General features: G+C 61.9%; 22 protein-coding genes and 1 pseudogene. 8 read left to right on the forward strand and 15 right to left on the reverse strand.

The genetic code is table 11. The features are described 5' to 3' along the window. Nucleotides 1–16: 16 nt before the first annotated feature. The 6 genes and pseudogenes from V3587_RS20855 to V3587_RS20880 form a co-directional block, all read right to left on the reverse strand. Nucleotides 17–5,484 (reverse strand): annotated as a pseudogene (locus tag V3587_RS20855) (glutamate synthase-related protein). A gap of 182 nt (nucleotides 5,485–5,666) precedes the next feature. Further along, the gene (locus V3587_RS20860) at nucleotides 5,667–6,710 is read right to left on the reverse strand and encodes a ParB/Srx family N-terminal domain-containing protein (RefSeq protein ID WP_275231887.1); all 1,044 of its coding nucleotides are present in this window, start codon (nucleotides 6,708–6,710) and stop codon (nucleotides 5,667–5,669) included. Between the two features lie 152 nt (nucleotides 6,711–6,862). Further along, a complete protein-coding gene (locus tag V3587_RS20865; RefSeq protein ID WP_030536170.1) occupies nucleotides 6,863–7,723 on the reverse strand; it encodes a 3-hydroxyacyl-CoA dehydrogenase in 861 nt (286 codons plus the stop codon). Nucleotides 7,724–7,738: 15 nt separating this feature from the next. Continuing rightward, complete coding sequence (locus V3587_RS20870; protein ID WP_283377126.1) at nucleotides 7,739–8,353, reverse strand: TetR/AcrR family transcriptional regulator; 615 nt, start codon at nucleotides 8,351–8,353, stop codon at nucleotides 7,739–7,741. 84 nt (nucleotides 8,354–8,437) lie between these two features. Continuing rightward, entirely contained in the window at nucleotides 8,438–9,034 is a 597-nt protein-coding gene (locus V3587_RS20875) for a hypothetical protein (RefSeq protein WP_116057707.1), read from the reverse strand. Between the two features lie 4 nt (nucleotides 9,035–9,038). Beyond that, entirely contained in the window at nucleotides 9,039–9,497 is a 459-nt protein-coding gene (locus tag V3587_RS20880; protein ID WP_003942982.1) for a hypothetical protein, read from the reverse strand. A 101-nt stretch (nucleotides 9,498–9,598) separates the two neighbouring features. Between V3587_RS20880 and pip the strand changes: the two genes are divergently transcribed. Next, on the forward strand, nucleotides 9,599–10,558 hold the full coding sequence (pip, locus tag V3587_RS20885; protein ID WP_214926876.1) for a prolyl aminopeptidase: 960 nt from the start codon (nucleotides 9,599–9,601) through the stop codon (nucleotides 10,556–10,558). On the opposite strand, the gene V3587_RS20890 is transcribed toward pip, so the two are convergent. Next, nucleotides 10,546–11,148 carry a TetR/AcrR family transcriptional regulator gene (locus V3587_RS20890; protein WP_003942861.1) on the reverse strand — a complete coding sequence of 201 codons (603 nt, stop codon included), beginning with the start codon at nucleotides 11,146–11,148 and terminating at the stop codon, nucleotides 10,546–10,548. The two genes, pip and V3587_RS20890, sit on opposite strands and share 13 nt — an antisense overlap. 106 nt (nucleotides 11,149–11,254) lie before the next feature. Here V3587_RS20890 and V3587_RS20895 point away from each other — a divergent pair, with 106 nt between their 5' ends. Then, nucleotides 11,255–12,334, forward strand: a complete 1,080-nt coding sequence (locus V3587_RS20895; RefSeq protein WP_283377127.1) for an alpha/beta fold hydrolase — start codon at nucleotides 11,255–11,257, stop codon at nucleotides 12,332–12,334. Here V3587_RS20895 and V3587_RS20900 read toward each other — a convergent pair. Continuing rightward, complete coding sequence (locus V3587_RS20900; RefSeq protein ID WP_064075055.1) at nucleotides 12,305–13,426, reverse strand: endonuclease/exonuclease/phosphatase family protein; 1,122 nt, start codon at nucleotides 13,424–13,426, stop codon at nucleotides 12,305–12,307. The two genes, V3587_RS20895 and V3587_RS20900, sit on opposite strands and share 30 nt — an antisense overlap. A gap of 132 nt (nucleotides 13,427–13,558) precedes the next feature. On the opposite strand from V3587_RS20900, the gene V3587_RS20905 reads away from it, so the two are divergent. Continuing rightward, nucleotides 13,559–14,851 carry an MFS transporter gene (locus tag V3587_RS20905; protein ID WP_007730351.1) on the forward strand — a complete coding sequence of 431 codons (1,293 nt, stop codon included), beginning with the start codon at nucleotides 13,559–13,561 and terminating at the stop codon, nucleotides 14,849–14,851. Here V3587_RS20905 and V3587_RS20910 read toward each other — a convergent pair. Continuing rightward, nucleotides 14,826–15,839, reverse strand: a complete 1,014-nt coding sequence (locus V3587_RS20910) for an ABC transporter substrate-binding protein (RefSeq protein WP_230587531.1) — start codon at nucleotides 15,837–15,839, stop codon at nucleotides 14,826–14,828. The two genes, V3587_RS20905 and V3587_RS20910, sit on opposite strands and share 26 nt — an antisense overlap. Before the next feature lie 88 nt (nucleotides 15,840–15,927). Here V3587_RS20910 and V3587_RS20915 point away from each other — a divergent pair, with 88 nt between their 5' ends. Both V3587_RS20915 and V3587_RS20920 read left to right on the forward strand, forming a co-directional pair. After that, nucleotides 15,928–16,755 carry a transglutaminase domain-containing protein gene (locus tag V3587_RS20915; RefSeq protein WP_030536164.1) on the forward strand — a complete coding sequence of 276 codons (828 nt, stop codon included), beginning with the start codon at nucleotides 15,928–15,930 and terminating at the stop codon, nucleotides 16,753–16,755. A gap of 12 nt (nucleotides 16,756–16,767) precedes the next feature. After that, complete coding sequence (locus V3587_RS20920; RefSeq protein ID WP_054780763.1) at nucleotides 16,768–17,562, forward strand: 2-phosphosulfolactate phosphatase; 795 nt, start codon at nucleotides 16,768–16,770, stop codon at nucleotides 17,560–17,562. On the opposite strand, the gene V3587_RS20925 is transcribed toward V3587_RS20920, so the two are convergent. From V3587_RS20925 to V3587_RS20940, 4 genes are all read right to left on the reverse strand, one after another. Next, nucleotides 17,517–18,308 carry an ABC transporter permease gene (locus V3587_RS20925; protein WP_054780764.1) on the reverse strand — a complete coding sequence of 264 codons (792 nt, stop codon included), beginning with the start codon at nucleotides 18,306–18,308 and terminating at the stop codon, nucleotides 17,517–17,519. The two genes, V3587_RS20920 and V3587_RS20925, sit on opposite strands and share 46 nt — an antisense overlap. Further along, nucleotides 18,305–19,246, reverse strand: a complete 942-nt coding sequence (locus tag V3587_RS20930; RefSeq protein WP_283377128.1) for an ATP-binding cassette domain-containing protein — start codon at nucleotides 19,244–19,246, stop codon at nucleotides 18,305–18,307. Before V3587_RS20930 ends, V3587_RS20925 begins: the two co-directional genes overlap by 4 nt. Before the next feature lie 14 nt (nucleotides 19,247–19,260). After that, the gene (locus V3587_RS20935; protein WP_283377129.1) at nucleotides 19,261–20,136 is read right to left on the reverse strand and encodes a DUF4097 family beta strand repeat-containing protein; all 876 of its coding nucleotides are present in this window, start codon (nucleotides 20,134–20,136) and stop codon (nucleotides 19,261–19,263) included. Nucleotides 20,137–20,201: 65 nt separating this feature from the next. Next, entirely contained in the window at nucleotides 20,202–20,717 is a 516-nt protein-coding gene (locus V3587_RS20940; protein WP_007730367.1) for a toxin-antitoxin system HicB family antitoxin, read from the reverse strand. A gap of 131 nt (nucleotides 20,718–20,848) precedes the next feature. Between V3587_RS20940 and V3587_RS20945 the strand changes: the two genes are divergently transcribed. Beyond that, on the forward strand, nucleotides 20,849–21,445 hold the full coding sequence (locus tag V3587_RS20945) for a CHAP domain-containing protein (protein ID WP_030536161.1): 597 nt from the start codon (nucleotides 20,849–20,851) through the stop codon (nucleotides 21,443–21,445). Here the strand turns inward: V3587_RS20945 and V3587_RS20950 are convergent. After that, nucleotides 21,436–22,206, reverse strand: a complete 771-nt coding sequence (locus V3587_RS20950; protein ID WP_003943026.1) for an acyl-[acyl-carrier-protein] thioesterase — start codon at nucleotides 22,204–22,206, stop codon at nucleotides 21,436–21,438. The genes V3587_RS20945 and V3587_RS20950 overlap by 10 nt on opposite strands. A 124-nt stretch (nucleotides 22,207–22,330) precedes the next feature. Between V3587_RS20950 and V3587_RS20955 the strand changes: the two genes are divergently transcribed. Together V3587_RS20955 and V3587_RS20960 are read left to right on the forward strand one after the other, a co-directional pair. Continuing rightward, nucleotides 22,331–22,675 carry an ArsR/SmtB family transcription factor gene (locus V3587_RS20955; protein WP_063315505.1) on the forward strand — a complete coding sequence of 115 codons (345 nt, stop codon included), beginning with the start codon at nucleotides 22,331–22,333 and terminating at the stop codon, nucleotides 22,673–22,675. Beyond that, a complete protein-coding gene (locus V3587_RS20960) occupies nucleotides 22,675–23,346 on the forward strand; it encodes a cation transporter (RefSeq protein WP_283377130.1) in 672 nt (223 codons plus the stop codon). Before V3587_RS20955 ends, V3587_RS20960 begins: the two co-directional genes overlap by 1 nt. Nucleotides 23,347–23,400: 54 nt before the next feature. On the opposite strand, the gene V3587_RS20965 is transcribed toward V3587_RS20960, so the two are convergent. Further along, complete coding sequence (locus tag V3587_RS20965) at nucleotides 23,401–23,874, reverse strand: SRPBCC family protein (RefSeq protein WP_051720836.1); 474 nt, start codon at nucleotides 23,872–23,874, stop codon at nucleotides 23,401–23,403. Between the last annotated feature and the right edge of the window lie 15 nt (nucleotides 23,875–23,889).

Genomic DNA, 23,889 nt, shown 5'->3' on the forward strand with positions numbered 1-23,889 from the left:
CGTTCGGGGGAGGAGGTCAGGACACCAGGTCGGGGATCGTGCGCGATGCGAACAGTTCGTCGAAGTTCGGCAGTGATCCGAGCTTGTCCCGATTCTTGTTGTCTTGAAACAGAATCCACCCGTACGTCGCCGGGCAGTCCATGGCCAACACGTTGCGTAGGCTCAGCGCCTGCTTGTAGTCGTCGACCCGCTTGGCTGCAATCAGCGCAGCCAACTGTTCGTCGTCGTAGTCGGCCAGAATCTCTTTCGAGTACTTGACCAAGTGCTGGACGAGGGCGAAGTCCTCGGTCAGCACCAGGTTTCGGGCCGCTTTCTGCACTGCTGGATCGTCGGGTCCGGACGCACCCGGCGTGCGGGCGGTGGCGAGTTGTTGCGCGAAGTGAAGCACGGTGTACTCACTGAGCAGCGCATACATCGTCGCCGTATCGGTCTCGCCGTAGGCAGGGACTGCTCCGTTCAGTGCGGGGCGCCCGTCGCGCACTGCGAGTTTGAAGGTGCGGACCTGACGTGCTGCGATGGCGGACGCCAATTCTTCGAGGAGCTCTTTGTGCGACTTCGCAGCCAGGATTGCATCACTGTCCTGGTAGAGCATCAGTGCCTTGGGCATCGCGTAGACGAACGAGTGCTGTTCGACTTCCCAGTTCTCGAGCAGTCGGGTGCCGAGCGCGGATCCCGTTGCCTCCACATGCAGTTCGAGCAGGAGTTGTACTGCGTGGTTGTGGACGGCGGCAAGAGGGTCGGTCGCGGCGGTGATCGAACCCAGCAGTACGGAATCGGTACTTGCTCGCAGTGCCAATTCGCCACGAGGGTCGTACTGGTAGAAGAAGCCACCACTCATGCCGTTGCCGACACCCTTGCCGAACTCGCCGAGATTCACGACAGCACCGTTGGTCATGTACTCGCCGGCGAAGTCTCCGACACCTTCGACGACAGCACTGGCGCCGGAGTTGCGAACTGCGAAGCGATCGCCTGCTTCACCTTCGACGAACACTCGTCCACCGGTGGCGCCGAAGAGCGCGAAGTTGCCGATCAACACGTTTCCACCGGCGTCACTGGAGCCGCCGCCTGGGCTGCGCACGGCAATCACGCCGCCGCTCATGCTCTTTCCTACGCCGTCGTTACATGTCCCGGTGTGTTCCAGGTGCATGCCGTCGTTGCAGAATGCGCCGAACGACAGGCCCGCAGATCCGGTCGTCAGGACGCGCACGCTGCCCGGCGCCAGGTAGCGTCGCCCACGCTCGTCGGTCAGTACTCCCGGAGCGAGAAGGCCGGCCGCTCCGTAGTTGAGTTCGCGTTCGAGGTCGATCGCCAACTGACCACCGACGCTCTTGTTCCGGTTACCCAGGTGCAGTGCACCTTCGGCGAATTCAGGTCCGGACACGGCGACCGAGGCCTCGCCACGGTTGAAGAACACCGTGCGAACCTCGTCCATGATCTTCTCGTCGAGCGCGTACTCACGTTCGAGGTACACAGGATTGTCGATGGTGATGTTCGGAGCGGTCTCGAACACCGCGTCCAGCTTCAGATTGCCGACAATAGACGGGTGATCGAGCAGATGCAGGAGATCCGTTCGACCCCGCGCTTCCTGAAGGGATCGCATTCCCAGATTCGCGAGCAGTTCCCGAGTTTCGTGAGCGATGTTGAGAAGGTACTGCGCCATCGCGCGGGGATCGCCGTCGAACAGTTCCGGGTTGGTGGTCAGACCGGCGGGGCACTTGATGTTGCAGTTCTTGGCCATGACGCAGCCCATCATCATCAGCGCCGACGTACCGAACTCGAAGCTGTCTGCGCCGAGTAGGGCGGAAGTGATGATGTCGCTGCCGGTCTGATGCGCGCCCGAGCATCGCAGAACGACTTTCTGGCGAAGGCCGTTGGCACACAGAGCTTGATGGACCTCCGCGATACCGACCTCGGCCGCACGACCCGCGTATTTGAGGCTGGTCACCGAAGCTGCGCCGGTGCCACCGGTATTTCCGGCGACGTTGATGACGTCGGCGCCGGCCTTGGCAACACCGACGGCGATGGTGCCGATTCCTTCCGAGGACACCAACTTCACGATCACCCGAATGCGAGCTGCCTTGCAGTCGTGGATGAGCTGAGCGAGGTCCTCGATGGAGTACGTGTCGTGGTGAGGCGGCGGCGAAACCAGTTCGACCCCGGGCGTTCCGCCGCGGGCGGCAGCGATGTCGACGGTGACCTTGGCGGCCGGAAGCTGCCCGCCCTCACCGGGTTTTGCGCCTTGGCCGAGTTTGATCTCGATCTCTTCGAGCATCGGATCGGCGAGGTAGCCCGCCCAGATTCCGAAGCGTCCGGATGCAAACTGCTTGATGCGCGACGCACGAATCGTGTTGTAGCGCGAAAGGTGTTCGCCGCCTTCGCCGCTGTTGGACATCGCGCCGACCATGTTCGTGCCGTGAGCGACGGCTTCGTGCGCCGGAGCGTTCAGCGCGCCATGACTCATGGCACCCGACGCCAACTTCGGGGTGATGTCGCTGGCGCTCTGTACCTCGGAGAGAGGAACACCTGCCGGTGCGACCCTCAGCTTGGACAGGAACTCTGCCCCGATGCCGGTTGCCCTCAGCGCAAGATCCGGTGTGATGGCTTCAATGGTGATATCGGCGGCAAAGGTGGCGCAGAGAGCGTCGCCGAGTGCTTTTGCTCGCGCGCTGTCACCGGCCAGTGGACCGTCCAGGCGAAGCGTGTACCGGTCGTCTGCGGCGGATTCACACTGGACTCCGCGCATCACGATCGTAGTGTTGCCGCGTACCGAGAATCGGCTGATCTGCTCGGCGAACTCGGCTGTCGTAACCGCAAACGTGACGTCGGCGGGAACAGAGATGACGTCGCGCAACGCTGCGGGCCGACGCGATCGTTCCGCAGCCATAACGGTAGAAAAGTCCCGGTACCCCGCGGTGATGTCGAAGTCGTCGATTTGTTCGGTGGTCAACCGGTCGAAGCTCGTTGCCCGGTAGGCCCCGGCGTCGAGGCGGAATGCGTCGTCGAGTCGCCCGAGTGGAAGCAAGCGAAGAGCGTCGAATTGTTCGGTGCCGGAGGGACTGTCGAACGCGATCTTCTCTTCGGTGAGCTCGACGTACTTGCGGACTGCGGTGGTACCGAACGAATGCCCTGCGCCGTCTGCGCGTTCCTTGAACAGGCCGAGCAGTGGCAGGTCCTTTTCACTCTCGACTTTGCTCGCACGCTCGTGCCACTGCTTCGAGGTCACCGCGACGGTGTCGAAACCGACGCCGCCCACCGGTGACTTCATGTTGGGGAACCACTGGCGCAGAACAGGGTCGGACGTATCGAGGAAGTTGGGTTCGAAGAACTCTCCGCCGATGTAGCTCTCGACAGTGCACAGGCCGACGCGTCCCATCGTCTTCATGAGGGATTTCTCGGCAGCCTTCGCGAAGCGTCGGAAGGCGGCATCCGGGTCGGCAGCGAACTTCTCCTCGGCTCGCAACTGAACGGACAAGGGGTAGACAGCGGAAGCGCCGAATCCGAGCGCAGCGGCAACGTGGTGCGAGGACTCGATCTGGCCGCTCTCGACGATGAGAGAGACGCGCAATCGCAGGCCTGCGTCGATGAGGCGCTGATTCAACGCTCCGACGACCATGATCGCGGGAAGTGTTGCGCGCTCGTGCGATACGTGCCGGTCGGTCAGGACTGCGATTCCGCCCTGTTCGGCCGCGAAGGCGACAACGGCGTCGCCGAGCGCGGTCATCGCGTCAACCATCGCCTGCGCGTCACCCGCGGCGGGGTAGAGCATTTCGAAGCGGCGATGCGGGGTGTGCTTCTGTTCACGGATCTTGAGCATGTCCAGATGCCCGAGGATCGGCGACGAAATGACGATCTGCTTGCCCTGTCCGGCGGTCATCTTCGCGCCCAACGCGACCCGGAGGGTCATGCCGTCCGCTTCCCGGATGCTGTCCAGCGGAGGGTTGGTGACCTGCGCGAATCGCTGCGAGAAGTAGCGTGCCACACCGCCTTCACGATCGGAAAACGCGTTGATGGCGTTGCCGTAACCCATGGCGGAGACCTTTTCGGCTCCGTGCGTGAGCATCGGATCCATCAGGAATTTGAAACTTTCCTGATCCAGGGAGTACGCCATGTAGCGCTGATGTATCTCGAAGGTGCCGTTGTAACGGGTCGGGGAGCTGACTTTCTCCGCTGGCACGGTGGGAATGTCTTCGATCAGGATTCGCGATTGCTCCAGCAACGACTGGTAGTCGCGCTGAGCGGCAATCTTTCCAGAGCTTCGCGGGCAGTGTAGGTATGGCGATCTCGATGATCGAAGTACAACATTCCGCCGGCCTCGACGCGGCCACGGTGAATCACCGTCTCGGGTGCGAACGCGATCTGTCCGGCTTCGGAGAATGCGCACACGTAGTCGTGCGTCTCGATCGTGCGTAGTGGACGCAGACCGAGGCGATCCAAGCGCGCACCGATGATGGTGCCGTCGCCGAACACCAGCGCTGCCGGTCCGTCGTTCTTCTCCTCGTACAGCGAGAAGTACTCGAACATCGCACGCACTGCGGGGGAGAGAGTGGTGTCGTTTTCCCAGGCCGGCGGCATCATCGAGACCACAGCCGTCACCAGGTCGACACTGTCCTCGATGACGCGTGACTCCAGGGTCTGATCGAGTCGGCAACTGTCGGACTGGCCGGGCGGACGGACGATCGCACGTCGTTTTGCACTGGCGACAGCAGCTTCGGAGAGCCGATTCTTCTTGTCCGTGTTCAGTTCTCCGTTGTGAGCCATGAACCGGAACGGCTGCGCCATCGTGGGATGCGGGTCCGTGTTGGTCGAGAACCGCGTATGGAAGTACATCGTGTGCACGGCGTGATCGGGGTCGACCAGGTCGCGGAAGTACGGGATCACTTCGTCGGAGTTCAAGCGACCCTTGAGAACCTGAGTTCGCGCGCTGAGCGAGAGTGGGTACAACCCGCGTAGTGCAGGGGTGTTGTACGCGATTGCCTCGATGGCGAGCAGAGCTTCGTGCACGAGGCGATCGACTACCGCAGGCTCGGGGCGAGGAGTGGGCACCTCGAAAATCCACTGCCTGACCGGAAGTTGATGCGCGATCGCGGCCGGCCGAATCGCCGAGTTGTCGACCGGGACGTCGCGCACTGCGAGAGTGGTGAAACCGCGATCGAGAAGTTCACGTTCGACCAGGGCGGCAGCGCGAGCGTGCTGGGCGTCGTCGTCCGGAAGGAAGAAGTTGCCGACGCAGAAGCGTCCGGCGCGGAGATCGGAGCGCCCGGTGACCTTGCGGAAGAACCGGAGGGAGAGGTCAACCGAGACACCGCCGCCGTCGCCGACGCCCTCGGAAGACATACCGCCGCGGTGCGGTACCGAGCAGAGTGCTTCGCGGCCCTTGATCAGGACATCGTGGGTCTGCACGCCGTCCTTGCGCGTGATGAACCCGACTCCGCAACTGCTCTTGTCATCTGCGGGGTCGTACAAACCGACGATGGACGTGCTCACTGCAGCAACCTTCTCCCTGTCCTGGTTGCCCGGAGATTGTTCGACCGGGCAGATACGACGGCATGTATTCCGTCAGGGCAGGGCGTCGCTGCTTCGATGAAGCGGCACCCGAATGGGTTCAGACTACTGAGTAGAGGCTTACCTTAGTCAAGTCTGCTTGGTGTGACTTGGATCTGAGCAGGTCAGAGGGTTGCTTTGTAGGCAAGTGCGTAGGCGATCTTGCCCGGCTTGTCGTCTGTGTACGGCTTGGACAGCTTTGCGAACTCGCCCTTGGACTCGGCTTTGCCGTCGTTCCAGGCCGACAGGACGCCAAGATCGGTGGCAGTGAATCCGCTGTCGACGACGGCATCGCCCGTCAACGCAGTCTGTGCTTTGGTCACCGACTTCACGGTGCCCAGGTAGCTGGAGAGATCATCGCGATTCCAGTTGGTGAGGTCGACGGGCGCGGTGTCGCGGAGCCAGGCGCCCCAGTAGAACTCCTGGAACGGAATCGTGCCTGCGGCGAATCCGATGTCGCGGGAGAAGTACATCAAGCTGCGGTACTTGTCGTCGGCGAAGTTGGCCAGGCCGACGCTCTTCGGCAGAGCCTGGACCGGTACCTGGTTTCCGTCGACGTCACGCGACCAGACCCACTTGTTCTTCTCCATCTCGGTCCAGAAGGCACCTTCACTCGAGCCGCTGAGGTTGCCGAGAACCCGCAGTCGCACGTGAAGGTCGGGACCGCCGTCGGCCGTCTCGATGAAGGACGTGAGGGTGTGGTGACCGTCGGTCAGGTAGAGATCGCCGCGGGGACCGACGACCACGGTCTTCATGGGCGCGATGCTCTCCGCGGTTTCCTGACCCACCGGGAGCTGGCAGGTGAAGGACGACGGGTCCTTCAGTGTCGACGCCGCAGTAGCGGTCGCGGCCTGGATCTGGCCGTTCGCCTCACACCAGTCGTCGAACTTCTTGTTGATCGTGTCTTTTCCGAGCGTGTATCGCCCGAGCTTGTAGTACACCTCGTCGTAGCCGAGGGAAGGCTGCGTCGCGTGAACGTCGCCGATGCGCACGTCCAGAAGGTCACCTTCTTTGGCGCACAGGTACTCCGAGCCGCCGGCGGAGCCTGAGAACGAACCGGTGGAGATTCCGCCACACGCGAGGGGAGCGGCGACAGCGGGTGTGCTGACCAGTGTTCCGGCGCCGAGCAGTACCAGTGTTGTGAGTGCCGAGATGGCGGAACGACGCATGTGGGGATCTCTCCTGAGGATGGGTTCGCACGTGAAGAAGCTTGCGTCACAATCGCTCAGGGTGGTTTCGGACTTACTGACAACAGACGTCCGCGCGGTGGCTACCACGTGAATTCACGTCGTAGCCGCCGCGCGGTGAGCCGGTAAGTCGGTCAGCCCTTGTAGTTGTAGAAGCCTTCGCCGACAGCAACGCCGAGCTTGCCCTCGTCGATGTAGTTCTTCTTGATGTAGTCGGCGAATTCGCGCTGCTTCTCGCCGCCCTGGGAGGAGATGTTGTAGACGGTGGTCAACCCGACGACGTCCATGATCTGGAAGGGGCCGAACGGGGCTCCGGTGCCGATACGCCACGTCTTGTCGACCATGTCGGGATCGGCGATGCCGTCGATCAGCAGGTCGGATGCTGCATTGAGGAGCGGGACCAGGAGTGAGTTGAGTACGTAACCCGCCTTCTCCTTCTTGAGTTCGATCGGCACCATGCCGATGTTCTTCGCGAATTCGACGACCTCGCGGTACACGGCGGGGTCGGTGGACTCGGTGCCCATGACCTCGGCAGTGTTGTTGACCCACACGTGATTTGCGAAGTGCAGTGCGAGGAACTTCTCGGGGCGGCCGGTGAACTCCTTGAGATCGCTCGGCAGCAGCGTCGAGGAGTTGGTAGCGAACACCGTGTGTTCAGGAGCAACCGTGGCAAGCTTCTCGTAGGTGTCGCGCTTGATGGCGATGTCCTCGGGAATTGCCTCGATGACCAGGTCGGCCTTGGCGACGGCTTCGCCTAGATCGTACGAGTACGTAATACGTTGCAGCGCTTCGTCAGCCTTGCCTTCCTTGGCGCCCTCGACGTTCTCGGCCTTGTAGGCCGCGGCCAACGAGTCGAACCGAGCCTTGGCCTTTTCGATGACCTCGGCGTTGATGTCGTACGCGACGACGTCGAAGCCGTGATAGGCGGTCTGATAGGCGATCTGTGAGCCGAGAACTCCGGTACCCAGAACGGTGATCTGCTTCAGTTCAGTCATTTTCGATCCTCAATCCTATTCGGTGGGTAGTCCGGCAAGCGTCAATCGGACCTGTGCGGCAACGATGTTCGTGAGTTCGTCAGCCGTGATCCGGTCCAATGCCGCGCGGGCTATTTCGAAGTGCAGCACGTTGGAAATCGTTCGCGCTGCAGTGGTGGTTCGGGTGGTGTGGTGGGGGTGTGCCTCGTGCAAGATTTGCGCAATCCGCCTTTGCAGGCGCTGCGAGAGTTCCAGGCCTTCGGCCCGGAAACACTCGCTGGGCTCACCGAACAACACCTCGCGTTGGTAGATACCGGTGTTCTCGTCGTTTCGGCGACTTGCGATCAGCAGGGGTGAAACCAGCTCGAGCACACGATCTTCTGTGACGGTCGACTTGGCTTCACGCTCTTCTCCCAATTCGATCTGCTTGCGGTATTCAGCGTTGTACACCATGAGCAGCAACTCGGCTTTGCTTGCGGCGTAACGAAAGAGAGTGCCGCCGGCTACATCGGCGCGGTCGGCAATTTCTTGAGTTGTGACTGCGCTGTAGCCCTTTTCCGCGAACAGTTCGGCAGCGGCGTCGAAGATGCGTGTCTGCTTCTCGAGTTTGTTGCGTTCGCGACGGCCCAGCTCTTGGTCCGGCTTCGTCATCCCGCTCACCTCGTTCCATTTCGGATCACGCTCATAAATGAGTCTACTCCGAAATATCGGGAGGGTGGAGTCTCCTCCGTCACATCACCGCAGTCCGCTGACCCAACCGGCGAACACGTCGGCGAACACGTCCGCTTCGCACGCATGCGCCGATTCGGGATAGGCGCACTCTGGGTATCCGGCGACGACGGCGGCAAGTTCGACGTTGCAACACTGCGCCAAGAGGCCACGCAGGAGATCCGCAACCGACCAACCCGCGACGGATACCACAGGGATTCCCTCTTCGTCGTACACCTTCACCAGATCGGCGTGCCTCCAGGACAATTCCTCGGCCACCAGTGCATCAGGGTTGAAAGACATGGCGCGGTCGAGTGATCCGCGCAGAAGTGAGTGCGGATCGTCCTCGCCGCGAAGCCTGGTCGCGAGGTCCGCCGGCGCCTTCTGCATGACGAACATCCAAGGTTTGCCGTCGGGAAAGACTCCACCGAAGCCTGCCACGTTGAACGGTAGGTGGCTACTGAGAAAATCGGTCTCGACGTCGACGTGTTGATCGTCGCCCAGATGAATGAAGTGGCCGGAGGCAATCTCCTCGCCCATTGCCGGCTCAGCCCATGTGTTGTTCCACAGATCGGTCATCCGACTGCCTTCGGGAAAATCGAGAACCTCGAAGAGAAAACCCATGTCTCTACAACTCCCCGTCGAAGTGGGTGGTTACTCCACCGGTCAGTCGAGAAACCGTCTGCGCCGAGGTTGCGAGGACGACTCGGCTTGTCTCGAAGGTCATCTCGTCGCGTTCGGTGTCCTCCGATTCGGGATCCTCGGCGAGTGAGAAGTCGAGTTCCACCTCTCGATCGGTGCTGGAACAGACCGAGATCATCAGCCCGAGTCGTTCGTCGGTGAACGCCGGAAGCGATTTCTCGGGATGGAAGTCTGCGGCCGCGTGAAAGAAGAACGCCGCCAGCCGTTCGACGAATCCGTCGTCCGTATGTCGGCTGAGATACTGATTGAAGCGGTCGGGGCTGAGCAGTCCGACGTCGAAAACGAGTGTGGGCACGTCGGATTCGAAGACAGTGGCGGGAACCGCATGACTGCGAAGGAAGACTGCGGCGCCGCCGTATCCCGGCAACCTGAACCCATCACGCATCTGGTGTACTCCCGTCGCAGTGGTGTCCTGTCCACGCTAGGCCATTGCTCGGCCGCGTGCTGCCTACTCGAGTAGGCAGCTTGATGGAAGAATCACCGCCTATGACTGCTGTCCTGTACCCGCCCGTCGAACCGTACGAGTCCGGTCTGTTGGAAGTGGCGGATGGTCAGAGTCTGTACTGGGAGACAGTCGGCAATCCTGCGGGCATTCCGGTTCTCTACCTCCACGGCGGTCCCGGTTCGGGATGCACTGTCGGCGCCAGGCGTTTCTTCGATCCCGAAGTCTTTCGCGCAGTTCTGTTCGATCAGCGAGGCTGTGGGCGCAGTCTTCCGCTAGCGAGCAGTCCGGACGTCGATCTGACCGTGAACACCACGGCGCACATTGTGGAAGACATCGAGTGTCTTCGTGAGCATCTCGGTATCGAGCGATGGATCGTCACGGGACTTTCCTGGGGCGTGAGTTTGGGTCTGGTGTACGCGCAGGCGTTTCCCGCGCGGGTGCAAGCGATGGCCCTGGGCGCGATCACCGGCGGGACGAGGGTCGAGATCGAGTGGATCACCCGTGCCATGGGCCGGGTATTTCCGCGTGAATGGGAAGAGTTCGTGGCGCTGTTGCCGGTGGACGAGCGTGACGGAAACCTCCCCGCGGCGTACGCGCGACTGCTTGCCGATCCGGATCCTGTTGTGCGCGAGAATGCCGCGTTGCAGTGGTGCCGTTGGGAAGACGTGCACGTATCGCTGATGCCGGGGTGGACTCCGAGTGTTCGATACCAGAATCCGGACTTCCGCCGGGTGATGACCAGGCTGGTTACGCATTACTGGGGTAACGACTGCTTCCTGGCGCCGAATCAGATATTGGACGGAATGGACCGTCTCGCTGAGATTCCCGCGATTCTCGTGCACGGACGGTATGACATTTCCGGGCCACTCGACACTGCCTGGGCGATCCACCGGCGTTGGCCGGGTAGTGAGTTGGTGGTACTCGACGGCGCCGGGCATGGCGGCAGCGGATTCAACGAGGCAATCGTGGAAGCGCTGAATTCACTGGCTCATTCGGCCTGATCGAGTGCCCCGGCGCGGGCCGCAGCGAGCGCGCCGGCAGCAGCACGATCGGCAACCGACTGGTCGACGGGTAGATCGGCGACCAGCAGGCGATAGTAGATGGGTGCGGCGACGGCCGCCAGAAGATCAGCGGCCGAGACCTTCTCGGAGATCTCCCCGCGCTCGACTGCTCGGCGGACGACGATGTCTGCCAGTTCGTAACGTGCGGAATAGAACTCGCGCTTGAGTCTCGCGACCTCGGGCGTGCGGACCGCGTCGGAGAACAGTGCAGCCACCAACGCGCCGCCCGACTCGCTGGTCACCAGTGCGACTATCGATCTGGCCATCTCGCGCAGGTCGGATTCGATGGAACCGGTATCCGGGATGGGGACGGTGGTTGCCGATACCTCGATCGCCGCGTCGGCCACCAACTGGGACAGCGTGCTCCACCGCCGGTAGATCGTGGTCTTGTGGACTCCGGAGCGGGCGGCTATGTCCTCGATAGTCATCGCCGCGAATCCGCGTTCGGACAATTCGGCCGCCGTGGCTGCCAGGACGGCCTCGCGCACCCTGGCACTACGCCCTCCAGGCCGTTGTGGTGTCGAAGTCATGAGCCAACCTTATCGCAACAAGGTGTTGTGTTAGCCGTAGCCGCGTGGTTCACTGAGTTAATGCAACTGATCGTTGCATTAGAGATGAATTGAGGGGTGTTTTCCCATGTCATACGAATTTCCTGTCGATCACCGAGGTCTCTTCGAAGAGCGAACAGGTCAGTTTCTGAGCTTCGGGCTCCCCGTCTCGGATCTCGAGGAACTGCGCGCGTCCATCCACTCGACCTGGGCCGACGCTCCGGGCGGTTGGTCGTACGAGTGGTCGGCGTTGGCAGCAAAGTACTCCGCCGACGGCAATCATTCACTCGCGGCGATGATCTACGGAATCGCCAAGTTCCCCGTCCTGGCCAACGATTCGCGGCGCCGGGCCCTGCAGAATCAGGTGGACGAATACGTCAAGGCAGCACCAAGATTCGGGCTCGAGTTCGAGCGTCGAATCCTGTCCCTGCCCTACCGAAACGGCGAGATCGAGCTACCGGTACACATCCTCTCGGCGGACGGACGGTACGAAGACGCACCCGTCCTGTTGCTCAGCGGCGGCGTCGACGGCTGGAAGATGGACATGCATCCGTTGGTCAGTGCGTTCGCGAAGAACGCCGGAGTGACTGTTGTTGCCTTCGACCAGCCGGGAACTGGTGAATCACCGGTTCCTCTCGACGCTTTCGGTGACGAGGTGATCGACGGACTGGTGGCGACGGCTCGCGCCCTCGGCAATGGCCAGGTGGCACACCTGGGAGTCTCCTTCGGTGGCAACTTCGCCGTGCGGTCGGGGTTGACCGGCGCCGTCGATGCGGTGATCAACATCGGCGCCCCGGTCAAGGGCGCGTTCGAGACCGCGAACGCGGAGCGCCTGGTCTACGGCATGGGTGACATCGTCGGAAACGCACTGGGTTTCGATGCGCCGGCAACCAAAGATGCACTGGTACAAGGTCTCCGTGCTTTCGATCGCAGTGGCTTGATGACCGCAGACGACGGCCGGACCCCGATGCTTGTGGTCAACGGGGCCGACGACGTTCACATTCCGCTCTCGGACACCACTCTCTTCGAGGAGCGCCCGAACACGCAGGTACACGTCATCCCGGATGCGGGGCACTGCGCAGTGACCAAGCTGCCCGAGTTGACGCCGATGATGATCGACTGGCTACGAGATGCCCTGTCAGGAACCGCTCCACGAACCGGTCGATGATCCGCCGCCGAAGCTGGCAAAACGATACGTCGCAAGAACGGCTTTGTGATCGGTCGGCCACGGCGTCGGCGAAGCGATGAAGTTGTCCTGGGAGTTCTCTTCCACTCTTTGGTTGTGCACGATCGTCTTTCGCGGGCCGATGATCCCGACGGATCCCAGCTTCAGGTCCGAAGCGCGATCGGCGAAGATGTAGTCGATCCGATCGCGTTCGTCTGCCTCGGGTGCCCAGGTGAGCTGTGAGGTGTCGACGTCGGGATTGTCGGACGGCCAGGTGAAGCCCGGGTGTGTGGCCGGGTTCGGGTACTTACTGCGGTAAGCGTCGACGAATCCGGCTTGGTCGAGCAGGCGGGTGGATTCCCAAGGAACGACTACACCGTTGTGGTCGAACAGATTTCGCGTGCCGTCGGTCCAATCCAGGGCCGACGGTTCGTTGAAATCGCCACCGAGGATGACGGATCTGCCCTTGGCCCGTTCTTTTGCCGCATCGTCGACGAACGTCGAAATTGCCTTGGGTCGTCCCGAATTGATGTTCACGCGCTGAACCGTCTCGGGGTCCGTGACCGGACCGGACGGCATCTTGTTCCAGCCGAACTCGGAGAACTCTCCGGGCTTGGGAACACCCGCGCCGTATCCGCGCGGTAGATACGTCGCGTAGGACGTGTAGGCCAGATGTGCCGAGTAAGCAGCGATTTGTTTGCCGTCGACCGTCACGACTGCCTTGATCATCGAGTTCAGGTCGGCTGTTTCCTCGATCGGAAACTTGGAGAGAATCCCCACGTCGGAGGACGCTGCTCCGTAGAAGGTGGTTCCTGATTTGGTCAGCATGTCGGCCAATGCAGTTGTCGCAGTGCCGGCTTCCGACAGGAGAACTATCGACGCCTGTGTCGAGATGATCATGTCGGCGATCAGCTGCAGGCCACCGTTGATCTTGGTTCCGCCGTGCCAGGTGTTGAGGGAGAGCACTTTGATCTCCTGCGCGGGGCTCGCCCCCGCGACGGAGGTATTGGCACCCAATGTAAATGCGCTCGCGGTGACTGTGCCCGCGGCTACCGCCATCGCCTTGACCATCTGGCGGCGCGTCAATCCATTCATCAAATCCCGGCTCTCGTTGTCGTGTGCTCGAACCCCCGGAAGATGATTACCATCGCTACCTAAACGGACAGTTAACCAATTGTAAAATGGCAGATTTCCACAGAACGCCGTGCGGGCAATAGTCTTCTGATCGTGGTACTCAGTGAGCGTTTCCCCGGTAACAAGACCTTCGCGAAGGTTCGTGTCCTGCCGCCGGTGGTGAAGCTGCTCCTCCTCTCGATGGTGCTGTTCAACATCGGGTTCTATCTGGTTGTCCCCTTTCTGGCGGTGCACCTTTCGGAGGACCTCGGATTTGCGGCCTGGATTGTCGGCCTCGTCCTCGGATTGCGGATGTTCAGTCAGCAGGGCATGTTCTTCATCGGTGGAAGCCTCGCCGACAGGTTCGGCAAGCGTCCGATCATCCTGCTGGGCATAGCCGTTCGTGTAGTCGGTTTTCTGATGCTCGGTCTGGCAGAAAGCATGAGCGCCGTGATCGTCGGCGTGCTCCTGGTCGGCTTTGCTGCCGCGCTCTTCGCGCCCGCAGTGGAGTCGGCCAACGCGGAGTACGGACGCGAACTCGAGTCCGCCGGAGTTATGCGTCGTACCGATTTGTTTGCAGTGGAACAGATGTGCAGCCGCCTGGGAACAGTGATCGGTCCGGCGCTGGGAGCTGCTCTGTTGATGTTTCCGTTCTCGTGGACGGCGTCGAGCGCCGCGTTGCTCTTTGCGATCATGTGGGTCGGGTTCTTCATCTGGTTCCCCCGACCGGGCGATGCCCACGACGGCCCGGTGTCGACCTATACGCTGCGCGATGTCTGGCGAAGCGTCCTGACCAACAACAACTTTCTGCTCTTCGCGACACTCTGCAGTTTTCAGCTGGTTGCGTACAGCCAGCTGTACCTGATGCTTCCGGAACAGCTCGAGCGCGGAATCGGTTCGCAGTCGGCGCTGGGATGGTTCTACGTGGGCGCGGCGGTGTTGGTGATCGTCGGGCAGGGACCGACGGTCGCGGTTGCCCACCGCATCGGGCATCGGCGCGCGATCACCTTCGGGCTTGTGCTCATTTCGGTGTCGTTCCTGGTTCCGCTGGTCACCGGCGTCGACTCCGCAGCTTCGGCGTCGACGCAGATAGTCGGTCTGGCGGTGTGGATCGGGCTGCTGCACCTGGGACAGATGTTGATGGTGCCGCCGATGCGAGACACCATCGCGATCCTCGGTCGTGAAAGCAACCTCGGAGCGCACTTCGGCATGCTCAACACGATCGGCGGTCTGCTCGCGCTCCTGGGAACCGTGGGAGTCGGATTCGTGTACGACCTCGTCGACAACGGCCACGCAGCGCCGGCGTCACCATGGGTGATCGTTGCGCTCTGCGTGGCCGTGTCGGCTGTGGTGTTGTGGGTGTGGTCAGGCCGAACGAAAGTTATCGACCAGCGATCGTCTGATTGATCTTTGCGACGAAATCTTCCAGCACAAACGGAATGGTGAGTGGGTTCGGCATGGACACCGCGTCACTGACGATGGGGTCCAAGCTGATCAGGCCTCCGGTCTCGACCACGTTCAGATTGGTGAACGCCGGCTGCGACTCCATCTCGGCGCGAGCCTTCTCGTAGTTGTCGAAGAGCAGGTAGTCGCACTCGAGGAGGTCGTAGTTCTCGGCGGAGATCTCGTAGTTCAGCTTGCCCGCGAACCGATCCTTCAGTGCGGCAGGCGCCGTGAATCCCAATTGCGTGAGCAGCTGAGCCCGCGCTGCCTCGGGGCTGAACGCTCGCAGATTTCCGTCGCTCCAGCGAATGACGAGAGCTGCTGTCTTGCCTTCGAACTGGGGGTTCTCCGCGCGGGTGCGAACGATGAGGTCTTCGACTTCCTGGACCTCCTTCTGTGCCTGCGCGGGAACGCCAACAGCCGTACCGATGCGGGTCGTGACTTCCTGCCAGGGCAGAACCCAATCCGTCTGATCGGCGGCGTGCAGCACCGTCGGCGCGATGGCGCTGAGCTGCTTGTACAGATCCTCGTCGATCGCGTTGTTGACGGCGATGATCAGGTCAGGCGCTGCAGCCACGATCGTTTCGATGTCGAAATCGGTGGTGGCGTTGGCCAATGGCGTCGGCTCGGTGCCCTGGACTGCAGAGTCGGCCCAGACGCCGATTCCGTCGTCGGTCGATCCCTTCCACACCGGGACCAGGACGGGCGTCAGCCCGAGGGAAAGCAAAACGTCCGCGTCGCCGATACCGACCGCTGCGATGCGGCTGGGTGCCTGCTCGATGGTGGTGGAGCCGAACTTGTGGTCGATCGTCACCGGGAAGGCGTTGACCTCGGCGTGAGCACCTTCGGTGCCGGGAGTGGATTCGTCTTTCGCACTGTCGCCGCAGGCAGCAAGGGCGAAACCGGCTGCTGTTGCGAAGGTGACGGACAGCATGGCACGGCGGCTCAACATAGGGTTCACGGCAACCTCGGGTTTCATGGTTATGGGACCCTAACCATAGTGGAGTTGCTGCGTCGGCAGTGTTTGTTAACCTCCGCCCATGACGGCGGTTCTCGACTACACATCAGCAGGACCGTTCACCCGCATCGACGGGGTGGACATGCTCGCCCTCGAGTCGCTCCCCACCGACCCCATGCAAATATGCCGGGTAGTGCCGTACCTGGTGGTCCAACCCACCGATGCACGGTCGCTGAATCTGCCCACCGACCGATTCGACGAAAACCAGATCCGGCCGGCAAGCGTTCTGCTTCAACGCCTGCTTGCGCTCGATCCGGCACCGGTGACCTCCGCCCGAGAACCCGACAAGCGGCTCGTCGGAACCTGTCGGCACTTTGCTGTTTTGAGTTGTGCGTTTCTGCGCTATCGCGGAATTGCCGCTCGCGTCCGCTGTGGTTTTGCCACCTACTTTCAACCGGGACAGGGCGTGGACCACTGGATCACCGAGTACTGGGACGACGCCGGCAAGCGGTGGATCCGCATCGATTCGGAGATCCTCGGACAAAACGTCCTTCCTCACGCCCATAACCTGCAGCCGGGAGAATTCCTCAGTGGTGGTGAGGCGTGGCTGGCGTATCGACGCGGCGTGATCGACGGGTCCCAGTTCGGGGTGTACGGCACCGAGAACTGGGGGCCTGCCGAGATCCGCGGCAACGCAGTGAAGGATCTTGCCGCGATGAACAAGGTCGAAACTCTGCCGTGGGACGAGTGGGGTCGTATGACGGACGCCTACGACGGAAAGACAGGCGCCGACTACGACCTACTGTTGGACGATGTCGCCGCGGTGTGCGCCGCCGACGATCCCGTTGCCGTGCGAGCACTGTACGAGCACGATGACTTGCGCGTGCCGGACAAGCTGATTCGTTTCTGAGATGCTGGTGCGATGAATCCGGAGCATCGCCAACTCGATTACGGACTTCGATTCGACTGGGGGTTGCGCGGCGCCGAAGCGATTGCTGCCGGCGTCGATGTGGCAGTGGTGGTAGACGTTCTCTCGTTCACGACGACGCTGAGCGTTGCCGCCGACGCGGGAATCGACGTACTTCCCTTTTCCTGGAATGACGAGAGTGCGGTCGACTACGCGCGTGATGCCGATGCGGTTCTGGCTGTACGGCGGAGTGTGGCCAGAGAGGGTCAGATCAGTCTGTCTCCCAAGACGATTCGCGAGACCGAGGCGCCAAGTCGGCTGGTGCTGCCGTCTCCGAACGGGTCGACTATCGCGTTTGCGTTGGCGTCCGAGGTTGCGGTGTGTGTCGGCGCTTCCTTGAGGAACGCTTATGCCGTCGCGGATTGGATTGTGCACGAACATGGTCCGGGATCGCGGGTTGCGATAGTCGCATCCGGGGAGAAGTGGCCCGGTGGAGAGTTGCGCCCGGCGGTGGAGGATCTGTGGGGCGCCGGTGCAGTTGTCACGGCGCTGACCGCTGCTGGTTGGGACGGCCACGTATCGCCCGAGGCTCGGATGGCGGCGGATGCGTGGGCGGCGGTGGCGGATTCGTACGAGGACCGCCTGCGGGACTGTGCCTCAGGACGTGAGTTGATCGCCATGGGGTTTCCACACGACGTCGCCATCGCCTCGGAACTCGACGACAGCGACACCGTACCTGTTCTCGAAGATCGTGTGTTTCGAGGTCAGCGCACCGGGCGTCGGTTGAACAAACTCCGTGCCCAGAGGTAGGAGAGGAAGGTGATTGCGACGCACCATCCGATCGCGAGTATCGCGTTGTTTCCGATGGCTTCGCCGAGAAGAAGTCCTCGAAGAGTCTCGATGATCGGAGTGAACGGCTGATACTCGGCGAACCATCGCAACACGGTCGGCATCGAGTCGGTGGGGACAAAGCCGCTTCCCAGGAACGGCAAGAGGATCAACACCATTGGAAGGTTGCTGGCCGTCTCGACACTCTTGCTGACGAGGCCGAAGGCGACCGACAACCAGATCATGGCGATGGAGACCAGGACGAGGAGTGCAAACGTCGCGGCCCACTCCACGAAGCCTGCAGTGGGCCGGAAGCCGACGGCTATCGCTACGGCGATGACGACAACGAGGCTCACGATCGTCTGAAGGAGGCTGCCGAGAACGTGACCGGTCAGGACGGACGTGCGCGTGATCGCCATCGTTCGGAATCGTGCAATGATCCCGGCGGTCATATCGGTTGCGACGGAGATGGCAGTACCTTGTGCCGCTGATGCCACGGTCATCAGAATGATCGCCGGTGCAACGTAATTGACGTACTCGGCTCGACCGCCACCGCCGGGGCCGAGGCCGTTCCCGAGCGTTCCGCCGAGCACGTAGACGAACAGCAGTAGGAAAACGACTGGCATTCCGACGAGCATCACCGTCATCGACGGATATCGAAGGATGTGTCGAATACTGCGACGCAGCATGGTTTTCGAGTCCTGATAGGCAAGCGTCATGGTGGTCATCGCGCGTCGGTCCTTTCGGTGGCGGTCAGAGTCAGGAACACGTCGTCCAGGTCGGGTGTGTGCACGGAGAGTTCCTTGACGTCGATCGAGTGAGCGTCGAGTTGGTCGAGAAGAGAGCGCAGCGAGCGGACACCCCCGTCGCTGGGGGCCTGGAGGACATAGGCGGCATCGTCACGTGATGATTCGTCGAAAACAGCTGCAGCAGAATCGAGCTGATCTCGGTCGAAGAAGTGAAGACGAATGTGGCCGCCGGGGATGTGCCGTTTGAGTTCCGCTGCCGTACCTTGGGCGACGATCCGTCCCTGATCGAGGACGGCGATGTGGTCGGCCAGTTGATCAGCTTCCTCGAGGTACTGGGTCGTGAGGAAGATGGTGACACCGCCCTCGACCAACTCCCGGATGATCTGCCACATGGTGCGTCGACTCCGGGGGTCGAGACCGGTGGTGGGTTCGTCCAGGAAGATGATCTCCGGCCGCCCGATCAACGTCATTGCCAGGTCGAGCCGTCGACGCATGCCGCCCGAGTAGGTCGACGCCAGCTTGTCCGCGGAGTCGATCAGATCGAACTTCTTCAGGAGTTCTTCAGTGCGCGTTCGACGTTCGTCCTTGCCGAGATGGTGCAGGTCGGCCATGAGGAGAAGGTTTTCCTCACCGGACAGATAGTCGTCGACCGCTGAGAACTGCCCGGTGACGCCGATGCGCGAACGCACCGCGTCGGGATCGTCGGAAGGGTTGTACCCGGCGATGCGGATGTTGCCGCCGTCTGCCGGAACGAGGGTCGAGAGAATTTCCACGATGGTGGTCTTGCCGGCGCCGTTGGGGCCGAGGAGCGCAAAGACGGTTCCGCGGTCGACGGAGATGTCGATTCCGTCCAGTACCGTCTTGTCGTCGTAGGCCTTCTTCAGGCCCGTCGCGGTGATGGCTGGTTTACGGGACATCAGCGTTCCTTTCGCTAGATCTTCTTGTTGGATTCTTCTCGAGGCTCCGAACGTCGAATGACGATGTCGCCGTAGCTGGTGTGCGCCCGGACGTCTACCCGGCGTTCAGTGGAAGCCGGACCGTGCGTGGCATTCATCTGGTTGTCGACGCGGCCGAAGGACGTATGAGCGTCGAATCGTGCGGCGGTTCCGGATCGAACGCCGATATGGATTCGCCCGGCGGCCGTCTTTGCGGATACGACTCCACTCTCGATGGCCTCGAAGCGGATGTCGCCGTTGGCGGTTGCGGCGCTCGCATCGGATTCGGCGTGCTCCACGGCGACACTGCCGTTGGCGGTCTTCGCCTTCAGTGCGCCGGTGATCGTGCCGATGTTGATGTCGCCGTTGGAGTTCTTGACCTCCGCGTTGCCGTCGACGCGGCCGATGCGGATGCTTCCGGACCCGGTGCTCGTGTCGATGTCACCGGCCACGTGCTCGACGATGATCGCGCCGGCCCCGGTGCTGACGTTGAGCGAGCCGGTGGTTTCCAGTGTGCAATCGCCCGCGGAAACCTTCACCCGTGTTCGTCCGAGAGTGCCTTCGCTACGGAGGCTGGCAACTGCAGCAGTGCCTTCGAGTTCCGAGCCGGAGGGAAGCTGAACGGAGATGTCCACAGATCCTGTCTTCCCGAAGATGCCGAGGCCGCGCTGTTTCGGAGTCTTGATCTGCAGCCGGCCACCTGCGAATTCGACGCGCGTTTGTTCGGCGACTCGAACGTCGACCTCGCGAGACGAGTTGCTGGGCAACACTTCCACGACAGTGTCGTTGCGGCTGCTCGCCGTGATCCGGATGTGTCCGACTGCCACGTCGAAGTTCAAGGTGATGGGGTCAGGTGTGCTGAATGTAGGCATGGTGATACTCCCGATGAGGTTGTCTCGGTTGATGAAAGAGGGTGGTGCGAAAGATGAAGCCGGTGTCAGTGCACCCAGCCGCTGAAGCTTTCGGAACCTTGGGACGTGCGCTGTCTCGGAGTGCTTCTGTTCGCGCCGCCTTCCAGAGCCGTTGCAGCCGAGCGAACCAGCCACGCGTTGACGGAGATGCCGGCTTCCCGGGCCGCCGCCTCGATCCGGTCTTTGAGGTCTTGCCCCAGCCGCAGGTTGATTCGAGTCATCGAGGCGTCGTCGGACTCCGTGACGGGGCGCGGTGCCGGAGTCGGGTCCTCTTCGACAGGGGCTGGAACCGGTTCACTGATGGCTGGTGCCACCACGAATTCGGGTTCGCGTCCCCGCAGACGCAGGTCCACCGAACCCGGGGCGAGGTCACGCGTGATCTCGGCGGCTGCCGCAGACAATGCGTCGAGAAGGGTGAGTCGCACTGCTGATTCCAGCGGTGCGGTCAAACGATCGGCGAGTGCCTTTGCGTCTTCTCCGCCTGCTTCGGCCGCCACCGCGAGTTCGTGGCGAAGGTTGTCTACGTACGGTGTCAAGTCCATGGCATCACTATGGCACCACTTTGGTGCCACCGCAATAGTTTGGTGGCACATTCGTGTGAATTTGGTGAGAATTGCCAGGTCATCGGGGTGGTTGGCGATTCGGTCCGCGGCAGGCTGGCACACTCGTAAGGGTGAGTCCTGCCGAATCGAACCGCCGACGCCGCATCGTGCTCTGGATTGCCGGGGTGCTCGGCGTCGTGATCGTGGTTGGGGTGGTGGTCGTCGCGATCGCACCATCGCGGTACCTGCCCTGGGACACGGCTGAGTTCCCGGCGGTGGACGCGAGTGCGCTCACGTCTGATCAAGGTCGGGTGCTCGAGCTACTGCAATCCGAGCATGAGCAGGACCGTCCGGGCACCTTCTATTCCGACGGCATCGACGAAGAGTGGTGCGCCGACTTTGTCAGCTGGATCATGAGGGAAGCGGGTCGACCGTTGTCCAACCCGAACTCCGGAAGTTGGCGCATCCCGGGGGTGTACACCTTGCAGGAGTATTACCAAGGGATCGGCGCGTACGCCGAGAACGGCAGCGGGTACACCCCGAACGTGGGTGATGTGGTGATCTACGACAGTTCGAGATGGGTCGGTCAGCACACCAACATCGTTGTGGCAGTGGACGGCAACTCTGCGATCACGGTTGGCGGCAACGAGTTCGGCAAGGTGCGGGTTCATGATCTGGACTGGCAATCCGACTCTGCCGTCGTGGGATTCGGAAAACTTCACCCCTGATCGTTGCTCTTCGGAGACAAGGCGAACCACCGCGCCGACGCACGTGCCTCGTCGCCTGCGTCGATGTGCAGCGTGTTCGTGCCGGTTCGCACGCTCACCTGCTCACCTCTCTTGATGGGCTGGGTGTACTCGAGGATCGCGCGAAAGGGCCCGCTTCGTAATCTGTCGGGCAGCGCATCTTCCACGGGCTGCCAGTAGATTGCGTTGTTCACGTGATCGAAGGGGTCGAAATCGCTCGAGCGCAACGGGAACGGCGTATCCGCTGACGGCGTCGTGTCCGGGGTCGGGTCGATCCACCGACGCCAGTGAAGATGCTGGTCCACGGCCGTCGATGCCAGGGCGGCGGTGAACTTCTCACTGATGGATGCCGGCATTCCCGTCTTCGGGTCGATGTTGATCCAGAACGCCTCGGTTTCGATCAACCCGCCGCCATCGGATCTGATGCGAACTCGCATCGAACACCACTTGTTCGACAGGCCTGAACACCAGCGCTGCAGGTGAACTCGATCCGGCCAGACGACCGGTTCGAGTACATCGATCACCGTTCTTCGTACCATCCACAGCGGGTGTGTATCCATGGCGCCGCGGTCGACGAGATTGTCGAAGCCCGCGTCTTGGAGGTAGCGCGCGATCGCGTCGAGGCGCAGTTGTTTGTCGGTGTGGATGTCACCCGTACGCACCGGCCACGAGGCCTGGAAGATGCTTCCGGTTGTTGGTAGTTCGGCCATCGCTACGTGGTCGTCGACTTTTGTACGGTTCATCGGATGTGGGCTCCCGGTGTTCGCCTGGTTGGGTGGCTTCACGCTTGCGTTACCCGATGGTGGGATCTTGAACCATCGGAGTTCATCGTTTTCTGAATCCAGTTTTCGATGTACTGTCGCACGTATGGATATCGCGGGCGTAGATGTGGTGACCAACGTGGCGGTGCTTGCGAGGTTCGGGCATGCACTGTCCGACGAGACTCGGACACGGATACTGCTCGAACTGAAGACCGCGCCCCGGTATCCGTCCGACCTCGCTGAAACACTGGCTGTGACCAGGCAGAAGCTGTCCAATCATCTGGCTTGCCTGCGCGGTTGCGGCTTGGTGGTGGCCGTCCCGGAAGGGCGCCGGACCAGATACGAACTCGCCGATGTACATATCGGTCGGGCCCTCGACGACCTGCTCGGGGTCGTACTCGCGGTGGATCCGTCGTACTGCCCGGACAGCGAATCAGAGGGGTGCTGCTGATGGTTGCGCCCGTTGACGGTGTCGGGCTCTCGACTGACCGGCGTGCGCTCTTGTCGAGAAGAATTCGCATCTTCGTGGCGATCACGATCAGCTACAACGTCGTCGAAGCGATCATCGCGCTGGCGGAGGGCACACGGGTGTCGTCCGCAGCACTGTTCGGTTTCGGCCTCGATTCGGTGATCGAAGTGTCCTCGGCGGCAGCGGTTGCCTGGCAGTTCTCGGCGCCGGATCCGACGAGCCGTGAGAAGACGGCACTGCGAGTGATCGCATTCTCGTTCTTCGGGCTCGCTGCGTACGTCTCGTTCGACGCGATTCGGTCGCTGTTCGGTCTGGGGGAAGCTCAGCACACGAGCGTCGGAATACTCTTGGCTGCGGTGAGTTTGGCGATCATGCCGGCCCTGTCCTATGCGCAACGCCGAGCCGGTCGGGAGTTGGGTTCGCTGTCGGCGGTCGCGGATTCGAAGCAGACGCTGCTCTGCACTTACCTCTCTGCTGTCTTGTTGGTCGGTTTGCTGCTCAACTCGCTGCTCGGCTGGTCGTGGGCGGATCCGATTGCGGCACTGGTCATCGCCGTCCTCGCGGTGAAAGAAGGCATCAACGCGTGGAAGGGTGATCCGTGCTGCCCGGTTGTGGCTGTGCCCGAGAGCGGTGACGAGTGCGACTGCTGCTGAGTGAACACAGGTTTTGTCGAGTGAGCACTCCCTGCGGTGCGTCAGAGCGGGTGTTCACTCGATGAAAGGCGTGCCGACTTCTGCGCGGCCCTTGATGTGCGCGGCGCGTTGCTCGAGAAGGCGCCGCAGATACGGTCCGACAGCCAACCTCAGTGCCAGGTGTCCGAGCACTCCGAAGGGGGCCGTAGCCGTGAAGCGGTCATGCATCCGCGTCCACCCACCCGGCTGAACGTCGAAGACGTGCTCGTGCCGCATTGCGGCAAACGGGCCGCGGACCTGCTCGTCTGTGAACGAGTACGGACGGTTGTACTGCGTGATCCGGCTTGTCATCGAGAATCTCCACCCGAGATGCCGAGCAGTGAACGACACCTCGTCGCCCTCTCCCAGCGTCGATCTACCCGTACTCGTGACTGCCACCTCATCTGTTGCGCGGAGCGAGGCCGAGTGTTCGTCCATGTCGAGTTCGAGATCGAAGATCACCGCCGGTGGAGCATAGATATCGGTGATCACGACTACGGTGTGTTGCACAGTGCCAGTCTGCCA

Source organism: Rhodococcus sp. IEGM 1306 (assembly GCF_036541985.1).
GTDB classification, from domain to species: Bacteria; Actinomycetota; Actinomycetes; order Mycobacteriales; family Mycobacteriaceae; genus Rhodococcus_F; species Rhodococcus_F qingshengii.